The following is a 16,071-nucleotide window of genomic DNA, read 5'->3' on the forward strand; positions in this document are numbered from 1 at the left end:
TTGTTACACCCCCGGCTGCGTTGATTCTGCAGCGCCAGCTTCGGCGCGCATGCGCTCCATGGATGGATGGAATCGAGAACCAGGCGCTAACTTCAGCCATCGTGACGACTGAATCAGCAAGACATAAGTTAACATAAAGACCATCAGCAGAATAAACGCCATTGCTGCACCATATGGCCAATTCCCTGTTTGTCTGAATTGTCCAGAAATTAGCAAGCCTGTTGTAATGCCAGTTCGGCCACCCAGTAGCTGGGGAGTGATAAAATCACCGGCAGCGAGAATAAACGTAAAGATGAATGATCCGAAAAATCCTTTATAGGCAATCGGCAAAGTCACACGTAGAAATACTTGCATTCGAGACGCACCTAGATCTCGGGCAGCCTCTAGAAAATCCGGGGTAATATTCCTTAATGCACTTAGTAGCAATAAGAGCGTGAAGGGAACGAACACATGAACTAAGGTAATTGTGACTGACACACGGCTAAAGATCAAAAACTCTAGTGGTTCTTGAATCATCCCAAAATGCATGAGAGATTCATTTATCAAACCATTGGTACCAAGAATCGTCCGCCAGGCGAAGATTCGAACTAGATAGCTGGAGAACCAAGATAATAACACCGCATAAAGCAGAATATTAGTTCGACTCCGGTACGCGATGTACCAAGCAACGGGGTAGCTCAATACCGTTGAGATAATTGCGGTCCAAAACCCGATTGTAACTCCTGCCAAAAGTGAAGCCTGAACAGCAGGCCGCATCAAAGCATTGGTATAATTTTCAAGTGTAGCACTTGGTATCAAAACAAAAGATTCTGAGAGCCAGAAGCTATAAACGAGCAACATTCCGGTTGGAATGATGAAAAACACAAACAAGAAAACTACAACTGGCGCAGCTAAAGCTAGGCCTGTGCGTTCTCGCTTATTTTCCTTCAAAGAGCTTAAGTATCTTAACATGGCGTACTACTCATTAAAACGCGACTGATGGCAGCAGCTTTGCAAATATTCAAAACACGCTGATTCGCTTCTTATTATTAGCCTTTCAAACGTCTCGACAAAACTATCCGAGACGTTTTCTGAATCACTAGAATCCAGTTTTAAAGTTTTCCCAGGCCTCAATCCATTGATCAAAAGTCGCGTACTTATCTGAAACCCGCGGTGGAACGCCTTGCATTGGTGCGTTACGGAACACCTCATCCAAATTGTCGTAATTAACTGCATTACGAGCCTTTTCGTCTAGTAGTGGAATTGCCTTTTTACAAATTGTTGCTACACCACTTTTATTAGCATTTGCAGCCTGCACTTCAGGTGTTAGCACCGCGTTGATATACGCATGTGCAGTATCCCTATTTTGTGCAGTTTTCGGGATGCAGAACGCATCACTCCAAATGGCACCACCCTCCACAGGGTTTCCAAGTCGAGTTTCCACGCCTTGAAGCTTGGTTTCACCCGTGATCCCGGTCCAGCCAGAAAAGAGGACACCAATTTCCTTGTTAACAAAAAGGTTGATAGTGTCGCCAATGGAACCTGCGAACACTCTACTTTGCGCTCGATACGGCTCCATAGCTTCAAATGCTTTTGAAAGCTCGTCTTTTGTTAAATTTGGATACTTATCTGCGAAGCCAGTAACCCTCGCGATCATTGGCCATGTAGCTAGGATATCATCCGTAAATGTCAACAAACCTTTATATTCTGGCTTCAATAGATCCGAATAAGATTTCGGTTCAGGTACCAAAGCAGGGTTATAAATCAAGACATTAAGCCCCCAAGCTACCACTACTCCATAGAGCTGATCATCCCAATACCAAAATGGCTTTTTGTAGAACTGGTCGAAGATCAAATCAGAACTATAATTAGGTAATTTAGACTCGTCTAAAGGCGAAAGAATCTTCAGCTGTTTTCCATAATAATTCGCGTAACCTTCGTTGTACGCAGTGATGTCGATTACAGTTGGAGTTTTTCCTACCAACTGAATTTGCACGTCATCCTGGTTAGCAATGGACGAAATTTTCAAGTCGATTTTCTTAGACTTAACAAATTCCGCCAGCTGATCATCAAATGTTTCACCTTCCCAGCCCAATAGACGTAGCTTGCCGCCGACCTCTGCCGCCATAACTGGGAAATAGGGGGCCATGAACGCGCCACCAGCTAAAACAGCTGCGCCACCCAAAACCTGCCGACGTGTAGGCTTACCGTCGATGACGTTACGGATATCATCGATTGACCAAGGCTCTTTCATAGGATAACTCCACATAATAGAAAAGGCAGGTGGCGCATTGTGAATGCGCCGTGAGCATCGACGCTTTGGTAATTACTTCAGCGTGTTTAACAACTCGCTGAAGCGGCTTTTCTCGTCAGTTTCTGGCATCAGGTATGGTGCTCTTACGTTGCCAACGTCAATTCCGCGAGCTTTGCAACCGATCTTACAAAACGCTACGTAGTTAGAGGAGCCTTCCATGAACCTCAGGAACGGCCGCAGGCCACTCCATACTTGGAGATTAGCTGGCGTTGCACCTTCGGTGCGAATGCGTGAGATGAAATCTACTAACTCACGAGGAATGAAGTTCGAAACTCCGAAAACTACTCCCTGAGCACCGCTTACAAGCGCCTCGCACAGAAATGAGTCTTTGCCTACGTACACGCCGAAGCCGATGTTCTTGGCCCAGGCGACCACATCACCCATCAATTCTGGATCACCAGAGCTGTCTTTCACCGCGCTAATATTAGGAAGCTCAGCCAGTTGCTTGATTTGGTCGAGGTTTAATACCCCGGCAGGAGGCGTGTTGTAGATCATCACGGGTAACTCAACAGTTGAGGTAACCGCTTGATAAAAAGCGTACCGCTCTGCCCAACTGATCGGCTCACCGAATGGGGAGGCAAGCAGTAGCCCCGCCACGCCAGCTTGTTTTGCCACGCGGCTCAATTCGATGGTCTGGGCGGTAGTGAAGCAGCCGGTTGCAGCGATAACAGGAACACGACCTGCTACAAACTTGACCACCTCGCGGATCAAGAGCGCTCGCTCGTCTACTGATAGTGCACCGTGCTCCCCAGTGCCGCCCGTAACAACAAGTCCACCCACGCCAGAATCAATTTGATACTCAACGAGCTGAGCCAGGGACTTAAGATCTACGGCGTCATCGTGCAATGGCGTAACCAATGCGGTGATCAAACCTTGTGGCCAAATATTAGTGGTCATTTAGCTGCCTCATTTGTTGTTTTTGATTTAGAAATAGGGAGTGCGAGGAAGTCCAAATCACAGCCTTTGTTGGCCTGCATAACGCTATCCAGCACTAGCTTTGCATACCCGCGAGTTGCTCTCGGTGGAACAACAGACGGGCCTTTGCGTTGGCGCCGCGCGGCCAGTTCCTCGTCCGAAACCTCAACGTTGAACTGACGGTTAGGGACATCGACTTGGATCATGTCTCCAGTTTCGATCAGTCCCAAAGGACCACCCGCCGCTGATTCTGGTGCTACGTGCAAGATCGCGGTTTGTTTCACGGTGCCGCCCAAACGGGAATCCGTGATTCGAATCATGTCGCTAATCCCTTGAAGGAGTAACTTTTCGGGTACAGCGATACGGCCTGATTCCGGCATACCAGAACCCTTAGGTCCTTCGCCCCTTAGAACGATGATGTCTCCAGGGCGCACATCAAAATCTGGGTGATAGAGACGATCATCAAGATCAGCCTTTCCTTCAAACACCAGCGCCCTACCACGATGTACGAGAAGGTCTGGAGAGGCCACACCAGCACGAATGATCGCTCCATCTGGTGCGATATTCCCGTGCAGTACAGAGATGCCGCGCGGTTCAGAGATTGGTTTATCTAAAGTCCCGATAACACGAGGATCTTCAATTTGAGCGCCGGCGATCTCCTCCCCCAAAGTCCTACCGGTTACGGTAATAACATCTTTGTGGATTAGCGGTCCTAACGCGTTGAGCATCGCAGGGACGCCGCCAGCATTAAAGAAGTCGTTCATGTAGTACTCCCCCGCCGGCCGCAAGTTGAGCAGCACCGGGGTAGAGGTGGAAATACGATCAAACTGCTCTAACTGCAGATCAATGCCAAGGCGCCCAGCAATTGCTAACAAATGCATTACGGCAGCGCTTGAACCGTCTACGGTAGCCAACGCTCGGATAGCGTTATCGAATGCCTCAGCGGTCATAATTTGAGATGGCCGAAGGTCATCAGCCACCAACTGCATGATGTATTCGCCAACATCACGCGCCATAGCGATGCGACGGGAGTCCACAGCTGGGATAGCGCAACTTCCCGAAGGTGCCATTCCAATTGCTTCAGCGATGACTGCCATGGTCGCGGCGGTTCCCATAGTGCTGCAGTGACCAGGACTACGCTCCAATGAATTTTCGAGGGATGTGATGTCCTTAAGGTCCAACTCACCGCGCTTTACAGCTTCCAATGCTTTGTGGAAATCGGTACCCGAGCCGACATCACGCCCCCTCCAGAATCCACTGAATGATGGGCCGCCTGGCAATAGAATAGTAGGAAGGTCTATAGATGCAGCAGCCATCAACATAGCTGGTATCGTTTCGTCACAAGCACCCAGCATGACGAGCCCATCGATGGAGTAAATATCAGCTGTTTGCTCAATCTCCATTGCCAGCAAGTTTCGGTGCATGAACGAAGAACCGAGCGGCATTGTATTATCCGCGCCCATGGTCATCGTATTAAAAATACGTGGCAAGCCACCACTCTGGAGGATTGACTCCTTGATGCCCTCAACCATTCCACCAAAATGCGTATGGCAACGGTTAAAGTCGCTGGTATTATTACAAATACCAATAATTGGCTTTTGATAATCCTTTTCTCGCAAGCCTTGAACCTTCAGAGAAGATCGCTGGAGAAAGCCCTCCACTCCCGTTGATTCGTGCCACGCACGACTACGCAGCGTTTTTTTATTAGTTTTATCATCTGAATTAGACATAGCACCAACCTACTAATCACGAGCTACTGGATGGAAAGTCATTTAATTAAAGATTACAATCAATTACTTAGGCGTTCGCTCTGTGTGCCTAAATCTCGGGCCGCGGTTAGTAACCTCTTCAAGAATTCCCGTATCGTATTCTTGAAGGAAATCCTCCACATCGGCTGGATGCCGACGATCAGTAGGAAATTTGAGACCTTCGAGCACAGGAGGTGCCATCAGGTATGCGGCAGATGCTAACGTTGCCGCGATATTAAAACTTTCCGGCATTTCCTCGGAGTATTTTTTAGCACTTACCCAATCAACATCGCCTGGAATGTTAGAAATGGCTAGCTCAATCTGCTCATCAGTATAGCCGCAAGACTTCACAGCTACCTGAATTAAACTTTCAAACATTGGTAACTGATCGATTGCAGGCATTGTATCAGTACCCGGAATTAAAACTTTTGCCAAACTAGTTAAAGCATTTGTGGCTTCGGAGCTGATAGATACGCGACTCATACAGTCACCCCCATTTCAGCAGCCGTGTCGATAATATGCTCAGCAGTTCTCAGCGCGAGCGCTGCAATGGTCGCAGTTGGATTGACTGCACCGCTGGTAACCATAACGCTTCCGTCAACAATAAATAGATTCTTAACGTCGTGGCTCCGTCCATACTTATTTACAACAGATGCCTTGGGATCGTCCCCCATACGTGCAGTGCCTAAAATATGCCCCGGGGCCTCCCGCCACAGTGGTGTTTTAAAGATCTTTTTGGCCCCGGCAGCCAAGTGCATTTCAGCCATTCGCTCAAGAGCAAAATCAAGGTTTTTCTGCGTATTCTCAGAAATTTTATATTCAATACGAGGAGCAGGAATACCATCACTGTCTTTTAAAACTGGGTCCAGAATCACCCGGTTGGTTTCCTCAGGTAAATCCTCGATGTTCCCTGCCCAACTCAACGCGTGACCTGCATATTTGGTGATGTCATGCAGCGCAGATCCCCACCGCTCTTCGAACGGAAGATTTTCGTGAGTAGATACAAGTCGCAAAACACCTGGAACCGGCATCAAATTCATTTTAGATCCACGATAGAAGCCGCGACTTTTATCCGTTTCATAAAATTCAAGAGAGTAAATTAGCTGGCCAGCTGGACCTTTCCAACTTTCGATATCTTCATCATATAAGCCAAGCACCTCATTATTGGGGTGCAACATCAAGTTTTTGCCAACAAGTCCGGAGGAGTTAGCAAGCCCATCAGGAAACGCATTGGAAGCCGAAAGCAACAATAGTCGAGCAGTACCAATACCGTTGGCTGCCATGATGACGATCTTTGCTCGCTGGGTGTGTTCGACACCTTCTCGATCGATCCAGATAACCGAATCTGCGAGACCTTGGTCATTAGTGGTGATCTTACGTACGCGTGCTCCGGTCACTAGCTGTGCGCCGGCAGCCGTCGCATGCGGCCAATAACCAAGGTCGAATGAAGCCTTGGCACCCGCTGGGCATCCTGTTTCACAGACACCCCAGCGAACGCATTTCTCCATCGCCTTGAATTTCCAAGTCGGGATTGCTTGAGTACCAGGCCACCAATGCCAGCCAAGTTTGTTCAATCCCTTCGCAGCCACCATTCCACCCTTGCCCAATGGGTGTGGAGGCATTTCATAATCCTGCGGCGGGTAGGCAGGATCTCCTCCTAGACCCGCCACACCCAAAAACGCATCGACGCGATTGTAGTAAGGTTCAAGGTCGTAGTAATCAATCGGCCAGTCATCACAAATTCCATCAAGAGTTTTTACGCGAAAATCCGATGGCAACAAACGCAACCATTGAGCGCCGTACAAGAGACTAGACCCACCGACTCCGGCAAACATAATAGGAGTGACATCCGTCCCATCGAGGTTCATTGGATAGTCTTCAGGCCGCTCACGTTTATTCGGATTCCAACTCCATTTTTTTTGTAGGAGAAGTTCAAACTCAGGCTTATTTCCAGGATAGTCGGCCGGGCTGACCCAATCGCCTTGCTCTAAACAAAGCACTTTGAACCCTTTACTCGCTAGGGTGTGGGCAGATACGGCTCCTGACGGGCCAGCTCCGACGATCACCACATCAACATCATCATATGAATGGGTCATTGAAAGCGTCTCGCATTAAATTCACAGTAGAAATGAAGCGCATGGCCCAATCTACTCGCTCGCGAGCGATCCCGACAAACACCCATATGGACATGCAGTTATCGAATTTTGTTATACCACCAGACTCAAATTTTCTCTCCAGAACTACATCTGCAGAATCCGCTCAAAGGCCCGCTTTAGAGCCTCCTAATGATAAAATCAACGGAGAAAATTCTCTCTTCCGGGCCCCGACAGCGCAGCTTAAATTTTCATACAGGGACCGAATCACAGAAAATTTAGCAGCTCCGACCACTCGCTTGTTTCTCCATCGTCATGGGCTTACGCCACGATGAATTTGGCCGGGTTTCGCGTTATGAAGATGTCTACTGCTCCATGCATGGGCTAGAGGTTGGTAGCAATAAATAGCAGGAGACATGAGGGGGGCGAGCTGGCTATGGGGGGGTGGGAATGACTGCTAGAAAGCATGGCAACGATATCGATGCTAAATGCTTCGCTGAAAATCAAAAGAGGTGACTTCGCGAAGATTTATTGACGATGTTTAATTGTTCCGCGCTTGTTTAACATGAATACACAAACCAGCAATACATCAGACTTGCCTTCCACCGTAATTTCTCTGATAAACCTATCTTATTATTAAGTCTCAAAAGCACGACGTCATCGGCCTTTGAGACTTAAAAACTTATAACTATTCAACAGCTGCAATCACAATTATTTCAACCTTTAGATAAGGATGTGCAAGCTTCGCTTCAGCACAAGCACGGGCAGGAGTAAACCCTGGGCGAATCCACTCGTCCCACACATCGTTCATTAACTTAAAATCTGAAATATCAGCCAAAAAAATGGTTGCACTAAGAATGCTATTTCTGCTGGAACCAGACTCGCTCAATAATGAATCGATTCTTGATAGTGCTTCACCGGTTTGTTCGGAGATCGAACCTTCCGGATTCCCCACCTGTCCCGCCAAATAAACAACTCTATTGTAAATGGCAGCCTGGCTCATTCTTTCACCAATTTGCTTGCGTATAATACTCACAAATAAAACCTCCGTTATATGTTTTGAACCGAAGCTTAAGAATAAGCTTACGTAAAATTGATGAAACTCATCAATTCAACTGCTACCTTTTTTCAAGGACGCGCCGTTAGCGAACCAGTCCTCAGCCTTCACATCTTGAAAAACAACAGTAGTGTCATTAGGGGCTAGGTGTAACTCTAGTTCGAAAACTTTGACGACTTCGCGTGCTATTTTTTCTTTAATCGCCGCTGACCGTCCTTCCAACAATTGAATCGTAACTATCGGCATAGTTTATATCTCGTAAGATGGTCATAAATTTATATGCGCCGTATTATTAGAGGCGCTCACTAACCTTTACACTACGCAAGCAGAGCAATTAAACAAGAAAATTATTCATTAGCGACTGCTGCTTGTTAGCTAGTGTATTCAATGTTTCACTGACGCTGGCAGAATCCTCTGAACGCAGAGTGAGCCTTTCGGTGACATCCCGGATTGTTGATACGTTACGATTTACCTCTTCTGATACGGCGCTTTGTTCCTCGGCTGCACTTGCAATTTGCAAGTTCATCAAACGTATGACCTCAACAGCTTCATTGATAGCTTGCAGCGATTGGACGGCTTGATCTACCTGCAGAACACTTCCATCAGCCTGCACATGACTAGCTTGTATAGACTTAATTACACTTTTTGTACGTAACTGTAAGGTTTCAATTACTTCCTGAATTTCCACTACAGAATCTTGCGTCCGCCTGGCAAGGTTCCTTACTTCATCGGCTACGACCGCAAATCCACGACCTGACTCACCTGCCCTAGCCGCTTCGATCGCCGCGTTCAGCGCTAAAAGGTTTGTTTGCTCGGCTACCGAACGAATGACCTCTAGAACATTTCCTATTTTTTCACTGTTTTTTTCTAGCTGACTGACCTCAACCATCACACTCTTCATCTGAGCAGCTAGCGCATTTATGGACTCAGTTGTTCTAACGATAGTGTCCATTCCTGCCTGCGCGGCCCTATCAACGTTCCGAGCGGCATCAGCTGCCAGCGCTGCGTTTCTGGCAACGTCTTGCGATGTAGCGCTCATTTCTTGTGAAGCGGTGGCAACTTGATCTACTTCTTTGAACTGTTCCTGCATCCCTCTACTTGTTTCGTTAGCAATGTCTGAAGCCTGGCCCGCTGTAAGCCTAGTATTTCTAATCGACTCCCCAATTTCAATTATTATAGGTTGTAGCTTATCAAGGAACCTATTGAACCAGCCCGCCAACCGACCAACTTCATCTTTCCCTACATAGTTTAAACGTTTTGTCAGGTCCCCTTCTCCGCTAGCAATATCCTCAAGCATTTTAGCCACTTGAAGTATAGGGCGAGTAACGGTAAAAGACATAAGCCAGATCAAAATTAGTCCTGCAAAGCCCGCCATACAACCGACAGCTAACAAATCTATCGTTGCTGATGTCTTCATCTCGCTCAATTTTCCTTTTAATTCATGTACCGACGCTAAAAGAATATCAGTCGGCACCTGAATTAGAACGCTCCAGTTCCTACCCTCTTGGACGGGCAAAAAAGGGAAAATAACTGAAATTTCAGAACCGTTGTCGAGGATGGTAGCGTTATTTTTCTGAGGTCTTGAGATAATCTCTTCAGAAGCCTCAGGTTCAATTAGCTTCAGGCTTGTTCCTAATACCTTGGCGTCATTACTCCGGGCAGCAACACTACCTTCCGAACTCACGAATGTAACCTGAGCAGCACCCTTATAAAGTTCATCACTAGCTTTCTGCGCTAAAGATTGCAAGCTGCTCAGCGCAAGATCCAACCCGATCACCCCAACCAACTTATCTCCATCAAAAAGTGGAGTAGAAATTGTCGTCATCAGAGTCGCATTACCGGCAGGATCTGTATATGTATAAGGATCCACGACGCATAGTCGCTTTTCTTTTAAAGGACAACTATACCAATAAGTACCTGGTAACCCATTATCGATTATCTCGGACTCTGGCACTGTGTTACTTTTAGATTGTGGCGACGCGTAGAAAGCGTAACGACCGATCTCATTACCGGTCTGAAAACTTTTGCTGATGAAGTCCTTATCGTGTCCGTCAAATGCATTAGGTTCGAATGTCACGCCTACCCCAAATACATTAGAGTTAGCAGATACCTGTTCTAGAATCATGTTGAAGATCTTTTTTCGTAACACTGTCAGATCTTCACTCGACGCCAACGACTGCTTACGAGTAGACATAATCTGTCTGCCCAACGTTTCCAAAAAAATAGTGCTTTCAGAAAAACGCCGACTTATAGTTCCTGCCTCTGCCTCGCTGACTTTATGCAAATGGTCAATTGCTTGTTTTTTTAGTTCTTTTGAACTAGACACTTCAGTTACGTCAGACACTGATTGAATTTTTATTACCGAAGCATATACAATAGCTGATACAACTCCAATCATGCAAAGGCCAGCGAGTACAGTGATTCTCGTTTTTATAGATAAATTTGATAAGCGCATTACTCCCCCTTAAAATGCAAAAATCAACGAACTCAATGACGACCATCATCACCTATCAAAAGCTTAGTAATCAAAAACAATCCGTGGACTCAACCACCACATTTGGCAAAATCATTTTGCTGATGCCATTTCAATAGTAGCAAGAACCAACTTCTGAAATTCGTGAGGTGTCGCAAGGCAACTTAATTAATGAATTTCAGAAAGCAAAAACTAAATAAAAGCCTCAAAATCTTTTGGTTTGCAATCTAGAGCTTTTTCTCAAGTTCTGGTAAAACTTCAAACAAGTCGCCCACAAGTCCATAATCTGCTACTTTGAAAATCGGAGCTTCTGGATCCTTATTTATAGCGACAATTATCTTGGAATCCTTCATACCCGCCAGATGCTGAATAGCCCCGGAAATACCGACTGCAAAATAAAGCTCGGGGGCGACAACTTTTCCTGTTTGCCCGATTTGAAGCGTATTTGGCGCAAAACCAGCATCTACTGCCGCTCGTGATGCCCCAACAGCACCCTCAAACTTATCAGCAAGTTTTTCAATTAGAGAAAAGTTACTACTACTGCCTACACCGAGCCCTCCGGATACGATCACTTTAGCCGATTGAAGTTCTGGACGATCAGAAATTGCACTCCGCTCTTCAGCGAATCGAGACAAGGCTCTATCTACTCCCTCCTCCACCGTAGCAATTTCAGCTGATCCTCCGGTAGCAGTAGTAGGGGCAAATGCAGTGGTACGCACCGTAATCACTTTGATTGGATCAAGCGATTTAACAGTAGCAATGGCATTGCCGGCATATATTGGGCGCTTGAACGTATCTTGCGCCTCTACACTGATTATTTCCGAAATCTGTGCAACGCCGAGCAGTGCCGCTGTTCGGGGCAAAATATTTTTGCTATTCGAACTTGAGGAGCCGACCAAGTGTGTGTAGCTCCGTGCCAGGTTGGCGAGAACTGGAGCTACGTTTTCCGGGAGTTGCCCCTCGAAAAAAATTTCGTCTAACACCCATACCTTGGAAACGCCTTTGATTGCCGCAGCTTCCTTCGCAGCATCACCGCAATTGCTACCACTCACAACGACCTCTAAATTACCACCAGTCATTTGCGCGATAATAGCCGCCGCACCTACGGCGTTATAGGTCGTAGACTTTAGGTGAGTATTGTTATGATCAGCAAAAATCAGGATCGCCATTAGATCACCTTCTCTGCGTTTCTAAGTTGGTTAATCAGCTCATCCACCGATGACACAATTTTTCCGGATGCCCGTTCGCTTGGAATATCCACGCGCAAAAGCTTTTGATGAATTATTAGCTCTACACCCAGTTCAGAAGGCGTGACTGTCACCAAAGGTTTCTTTCTAGCCTTCATGATATTTGGTAAGGATGCATATCTTGGGATATTGAGAGCTAAATCTGCTGTCAGAACAGCTGGCAACTTCAAGTACACCGTCTGTTGCCCGCCATCCACTTCACGATCAACTTTGACTTCGTTGGAAATCACCGTAACGTTCGACGCGAATGCGCCTTGTGAGAAACCCACCAGACCCGCTAACATTTGGCCGGTTTGATTATTATCAGAATCAATTGCCTGCTTACCCAATATGACAATATCAGGCTGCTCCACGCCTACCAAACTTGCGAGTAATTTAGCGACAGAAAAGGACTCCGGAGTTTCATCTGTTTTTATATGAATACCCCTATCCGCGCCCATGGCAAGAGCCGTACGGATCTGGTCCTGCACGCAGTCTGGCCCAATCGAAACCGCAACTACTTCTGTTACAGATCCAGCTTCCTTTAAACGCAGAGCCTCTTCAATCGCTACCTCACAGAACGGGTTGAGCGACATTTTAACATTCGTAAGATCAACATCACTACAATCAGCTTTAACACGCACCTTAACGTTAAAGTCGACTACACGTTTTATCGGCACTAATATTTTCAAGAAATTCTCCCGAATATATCGCTTTTTTTTAGAATAATTACTTCAGGTAACGCAAAGAGAGATGTGCACTGCTTTCTATATCAGCGCACATCAGCTCTGATGCTTTACTTTCTATTACATGCGATTTCTTACAACGAATCTCACGAAAAAACACGCACTCATGAGGACATTGAAATCATGACGTGTTTTGTTCGAGAAAAGTCATCCAATGAAAGCGTCGACAGCTCTCGGCCATGTCCTGACGCATTGAACCCACCCCAAGGCATTTCGACTGGCAAGACCAAATGAGTGTTAATCCAGACAGTTCCGAAATTCAATGCGCTTGTCATACGAAGAGAGCGCCCAACATTTTGTGTCCAAACAGACGCACACAACCCATATGCCACGTCGTTCGATTTTTTGATTGCGTCTGCTTCATCATCAAACGTCTCAATCGTGATGACAGGGCCGAAGACTTCTTCTCGAGTGATCTCACTTCCGTATTTGATATCAGTGATCACGGTTGGGGGGAAAAAGTAACCCGGGCCATGTGTAGGTTCGCCACCCAAAGCAATCGTCGCTCCGTCTTGCTTCGCTCGGGACACGATGCCGGCAACGGAATCCAGATGGCGTCTACTGATCAGTGGCCCCATCTCAATCTGTTCACCGTCCGTCACAGCCCCCGTTTGGATGGTCGAGATGCGCTCTACAAGACGAGCTGTCAAAAGATCTTTGATAGATGCTGCGCAGATTACCCGTGTTGCAGCTCCACACTCTTGACCAGAGTTCCAAAATCCTCCCGTTCGGATGGCTTCTACAACCTTGTCTAAATCTGCATCTTCAAACACAACAACAGGCGCCTTACCACCAAGCTCCAGGTGCGTGGGTTTGAGCGATTTAGCTGAATCGATTACGACGCGCTGTCCGCTAACGACGCTGCCTGTGATGGAAACCAGATCAATATCAGGATGCTGGGAGATTGCCGACCCGACAACGGAACCTGCCCCCAAGACAATGTTCAAGACACCAGGTGGCAAAATATCAGCCACAAGCCGCATGAAATACACGGTTGTCAGTGGTGTCAGCTCGGACGGTTTCAGAACCATGGTGTTGCCAGCAGCAAGTGCACCAGCGATTTTGAACACCGCAGTCAGGAGAGGATAGTTCCAGGGTGTGATCGCTCCGACAACGCCGACGGGTTCGCGTCGAATCATCGAGACGTAACCACTTACGTACTCTTCGGTAGCGGGTGCTTGCAGCGCGCGGGCCGCGCCGGCGAGGAAGCGGAATACTTCACCTCCCATTTGTGTTTCTGCACGCGAAACCATCCAAGGTTTTCCGGCATTCAATGACTCCAGAGCAGCGAGATCGTCGACATTTGCGTCTAGGGCATCCGCTACGGAATTGAGCACCTTAGCGCGGTCAGAAGGCTGCAACCCTTTCCACTTGGGGAACGCTGCTCGAGCGGCGCTTACGGCCCTATCCACGTCTTCGGCAGTGCCACTTACGATTCGAGCAATGCATTCGCCATTAGCTGGGTTCAGGACATCAATGTTTTTTCCTGGACCGTTATCTTCGCTAACCCCGTCAATAACGTGGCCAAACGTTACACTGCGAGCGATGTCGGCTACGCGCGCCAGTAATTGGGCATTTTTTTTCTCTTCAATTGAAACACTCATGCTGACTCCTGCGATCTTCCGGTTTGAGCAAGTACATCGATTGCCTCAGAAGGGCCTTTGGTAGAGCCCTGAAGACAATCGACGAAGCCGTTCGCTTTGCGCGGGAGAATCCCCTCAATAGCGATTGGTCAGCAATTTACCGGGACAGCAGAAATAACGACAAACACCCATATGGGCTTTCAGATATTGAAAAATGGCATAGGTTGGCTCAAAAGGCAGATGTCGCCAAGCGTTTTTGCAAGGGAAACAACAGGGCGGAAAAGCGTCTCGTTGATTAATCTATTAAACCTCATTCGAGGGCTTTTGGTTATAACCGAATCGAGATTTAAATTAGAGAGCAAACCGAGCGCGCTGTTCCGTTATTAGCTCCGTGATCAGCCTTGGTCAGCTCCGAGTCAATTGGCGTGCTTAAGTAGATCAACAATTTCGGCATGTAGGCTAGGATCACCGCATGCGACGATGCTGCCCCCATCTTGTGCAGAGCTACCATCCCAGGTGGTAATTATCCCGCCAGCTCCCTCAATGATAGGTATTAGCGCCTGGACGTCGTAGGATTGCAGACTAGCCTCAACGATCACATCGACAAATCCTGAGGCCAGCATGCAATACGCGTAGCAGTCACCGCCAAATCGCACCAGTTGCGCTTTTGAAGAGATAGACTTAAATGCAGCTGATTTTTCGGGCGTGTCGAACATGTCTGGCGTGGTGCACATTAGCGTGGCCGAGGCGAGACTATGGCAATTACGTGTTTTTAGCTGGGCACCATTGCACCAGGAACCAAGGTGACTTCCGAGGTAACGCTCACCGGTGAATGGCTGGTTCATAACGCCAACGACTGGTCGGTAACCATCGTTCAGGGCAATTAACGTTCCCCAAAGCGGCAAGCCGGTAATAAATGCTCGTGTGCCATCTATAGGATCGAGCACCCAAGTCAAACGACTCTTTCCTAGCGTAGTGCCTTCCTCTTCCCCTAATACACCATGCTCGGGGTATCGCGCCAAAATCTGCTCTCGCATCACCCTCTCTGCAGCTTTGTCAGCCAACGTTACCGGATCGAAGAGACGCCCCCCCTTATCCTCTACGTCCAATTGCGCGCGGAAGAACGGCTTGATGGCCGACGCTGCAGCATCGGCGAGTTGTTCGGCAAAAGCTAAGTATTCTGCAATTTCATCAGCGGTCATAGACATGGTGTTCCCTAAGCTTGTGGAGAATTTGACTGATCTAAAAAGTACCCACCAAAACGTTCCGACACTGCCGTCGAACCAAATTATGCTTTGCCTGGCAAAGGAAGGCATGAGTGCTCCGAATTACAACTATGCGGCAACTGCAACGCCGTTAGCAAAACGAAGAACAAGTAGTCAAACAGATGGCGTAGATTTTGCTGCTGACGTTGGACGCTGTGAATAACGATCCATAATCCTAGATCAAGGCTTAGCAGCACCTCTTGACAGGGCACATAATTCAGGCTCGCGACCTGCCGGAGCTGCGTAGCATAAGCCGATTCCCATGCCGCTGCGCGAAGCTGCCAAGCGGGTCATTGCGTAGTCAGAAAGGAATGCTAACTCTTCATTGGGTAGCGTGAAACCTTGTGTCTTCCAATTTGCACGTGGAGCAAGATCTCGGTCATAACCGATCAGACGATGATTGTCTAAGTCCTCGCGATTGAGTGGCGTACCATTCTGTGCCAGGTATCGACGTGGGCGTATAAGCTCAACGGGCTATGACATAGCCTCTGCGCTAACAAGGCGGTCTGTGGGGGAGCAAACATGCGGATCGTCACACCGGCTTCACGAGCTAGTAATTTCTCGTTGTGATCGGCGATTGACAGCTCCAGCCGCAATTCGGGATGTTGATGCTGGAAAATTGGCCATCGGCCACCCAGCAGGTGGCACTGGTGTTCGTGAAACTCTCCTGAG

The 16,071-nt window shown here is 47.6% G+C and carries 13 protein-coding genes; all 13 read right to left on the reverse strand.

The annotated features are described in order from the left end of the window. Positions 1 to 3: 3 nt before the first annotated feature. The 13 genes from ACIOYV_RS11570 to hisN all read right to left on the reverse strand — a co-directional run bounded on the left by ACIOYV_RS11570 (position 4) and on the right by hisN (position 15,342). On the reverse strand, positions 4 to 951 hold the full coding sequence (locus ACIOYV_RS11570) for an ABC transporter permease (protein ID WP_401323783.1): 948 nt from the start codon (positions 949 to 951) through the stop codon (positions 4 to 6). A gap of 127 nt (positions 952 to 1,078) precedes the next feature. Then, positions 1,079 to 2,233: a PotD/PotF family extracellular solute-binding protein gene (locus ACIOYV_RS11575; protein ID WP_401323785.1), complete on the reverse strand. Its 1,155-nt coding sequence runs from the start codon at positions 2,231 to 2,233 to the stop codon at positions 1,079 to 1,081. A 72-nt stretch (positions 2,234 to 2,305) separates the two neighbouring features. Then, positions 2,306 to 3,190 carry a dihydrodipicolinate synthase family protein gene (locus tag ACIOYV_RS11580; RefSeq protein ID WP_401323786.1) on the reverse strand — a complete coding sequence of 295 codons (885 nt, stop codon included), beginning with the start codon at positions 3,188 to 3,190 and terminating at the stop codon, positions 2,306 to 2,308. Further along, positions 3,187 to 4,938, reverse strand: coding sequence for a dihydroxy-acid dehydratase (locus ACIOYV_RS11585; RefSeq protein WP_401323788.1), 1,752 nt, complete (start codon positions 4,936 to 4,938; stop codon positions 3,187 to 3,189). Before ACIOYV_RS11585 ends, ACIOYV_RS11580 begins: the two co-directional genes overlap by 4 nt. Positions 4,939 to 5,001: 63 nt before the next feature. After that, positions 5,002 to 5,439: a hypothetical protein gene (locus ACIOYV_RS11590; RefSeq protein ID WP_401323790.1), complete on the reverse strand. Its 438-nt coding sequence runs from the start codon at positions 5,437 to 5,439 to the stop codon at positions 5,002 to 5,004. Next, complete coding sequence (locus ACIOYV_RS11595) at positions 5,436 to 7,052, reverse strand: GMC family oxidoreductase (protein ID WP_401323792.1); 1,617 nt, start codon at positions 7,050 to 7,052, stop codon at positions 5,436 to 5,438. The genes ACIOYV_RS11590 and ACIOYV_RS11595 overlap by 4 nt, the downstream gene beginning before the upstream one ends. A 685-nt stretch (positions 7,053 to 7,737) precedes the next feature. Then, entirely contained in the window at positions 7,738 to 8,085 is a 348-nt protein-coding gene (locus tag ACIOYV_RS11600) for a RidA family protein (RefSeq protein ID WP_401323793.1), read from the reverse strand. A gap of 75 nt (positions 8,086 to 8,160) precedes the next feature. Further along, on the reverse strand, positions 8,161 to 8,352 hold the full coding sequence (locus ACIOYV_RS11605; protein WP_401323795.1) for a 4-oxalocrotonate tautomerase family protein: 192 nt from the start codon (positions 8,350 to 8,352) through the stop codon (positions 8,161 to 8,163). An 88-nt stretch (positions 8,353 to 8,440) separates the two neighbouring features. After that, positions 8,441 to 10,561 carry a methyl-accepting chemotaxis protein gene (locus ACIOYV_RS11610; protein ID WP_401323796.1) on the reverse strand — a complete coding sequence of 707 codons (2,121 nt, stop codon included), beginning with the start codon at positions 10,559 to 10,561 and terminating at the stop codon, positions 8,441 to 8,443. A gap of 245 nt (positions 10,562 to 10,806) precedes the next feature. Next, entirely contained in the window at positions 10,807 to 11,748 is a 942-nt protein-coding gene (locus ACIOYV_RS11615; protein WP_401323798.1) for an electron transfer flavoprotein subunit alpha/FixB family protein, read from the reverse strand. Next, positions 11,748 to 12,497 (reverse strand): electron transfer flavoprotein subunit beta/FixA family protein, encoded by a 750-nt coding sequence (locus ACIOYV_RS11620; RefSeq protein WP_401323799.1) that lies wholly within the window; start codon positions 12,495 to 12,497, stop codon positions 11,748 to 11,750. Before ACIOYV_RS11620 ends, ACIOYV_RS11615 begins: the two co-directional genes overlap by 1 nt. 158 nt (positions 12,498 to 12,655) lie before the next feature. Continuing rightward, the gene (locus ACIOYV_RS11625) at positions 12,656 to 14,155 is read right to left on the reverse strand and encodes an aldehyde dehydrogenase family protein (protein ID WP_401323801.1); all 1,500 of its coding nucleotides are present in this window, start codon (positions 14,153 to 14,155) and stop codon (positions 12,656 to 12,658) included. Between the two features lie 395 nt (positions 14,156 to 14,550). Continuing rightward, positions 14,551 to 15,342: a histidinol-phosphatase gene (gene hisN / locus ACIOYV_RS11630; RefSeq protein ID WP_401324025.1), complete on the reverse strand. Its 792-nt coding sequence runs from the start codon at positions 15,340 to 15,342 to the stop codon at positions 14,551 to 14,553. Positions 15,343 to 16,071 lie beyond the last annotated feature (729 nt).

This window comes from Pseudomonas sp. NPDC087342, assembly GCF_044744265.1.
Classification (GTDB): Bacteria; Pseudomonadota; Gammaproteobacteria; order Pseudomonadales; family Pseudomonadaceae; genus Aquipseudomonas; species Aquipseudomonas nunensis.

What these genes read in the sequence shown, in the direction of transcription:
- ACIOYV_RS11570 (WP_401323783.1), bottom strand. Translation starts at nt 951, where the DNA reads ATGTTAAGATACTTAAGCTCTTTGAAGGAAAATAAGCGAGAACGCACA.
- ACIOYV_RS11575 (WP_401323785.1), bottom strand. Translation starts at nt 2,233, where the DNA reads ATGAAAGAGCCTTGGTCAATCGATGATATCCGTAACGTCATCGACGGT.
- ACIOYV_RS11580 (WP_401323786.1), bottom strand. Translation starts at nt 3,190, where the DNA reads ATGACCACTAATATTTGGCCACAAGGTTTGATCACCGCATTGGTTACG.
- ACIOYV_RS11585 (WP_401323788.1), bottom strand. Translation starts at nt 4,938, where the DNA reads ATGTCTAATTCAGATGATAAAACTAATAAAAAAACGCTGCGTAGTCGT.
- ACIOYV_RS11590 (WP_401323790.1), bottom strand. Translation starts at nt 5,439, where the DNA reads ATGAGTCGCGTATCTATCAGCTCCGAAGCCACAAATGCTTTAACTAGT.
- ACIOYV_RS11595 (WP_401323792.1), bottom strand. Translation starts at nt 7,052, where the DNA reads ATGACCCATTCATATGATGATGTTGATGTGGTGATCGTCGGAGCTGGC.
- ACIOYV_RS11605 (WP_401323795.1), bottom strand. Translation starts at nt 8,352, where the DNA reads ATGCCGATAGTTACGATTCAATTGTTGGAAGGACGGTCAGCGGCGATT.
- ACIOYV_RS11610 (WP_401323796.1), bottom strand. Translation starts at nt 10,561, where the DNA reads ATGCGCTTATCAAATTTATCTATAAAAACGAGAATCACTGTACTCGCT.
- ACIOYV_RS11615 (WP_401323798.1), bottom strand. Translation starts at nt 11,748, where the DNA reads ATGGCGATCCTGATTTTTGCTGATCATAACAATACTCACCTAAAGTCT.
- ACIOYV_RS11625 (WP_401323801.1), bottom strand. Translation starts at nt 14,155, where the DNA reads ATGAGTGTTTCAATTGAAGAGAAAAAAAATGCCCAATTACTGGCGCGC.
- hisN (WP_401324025.1), bottom strand. Translation starts at nt 15,342, where the DNA reads ATGTCTATGACCGCTGATGAAATTGCAGAATACTTAGCTTTTGCCGAA.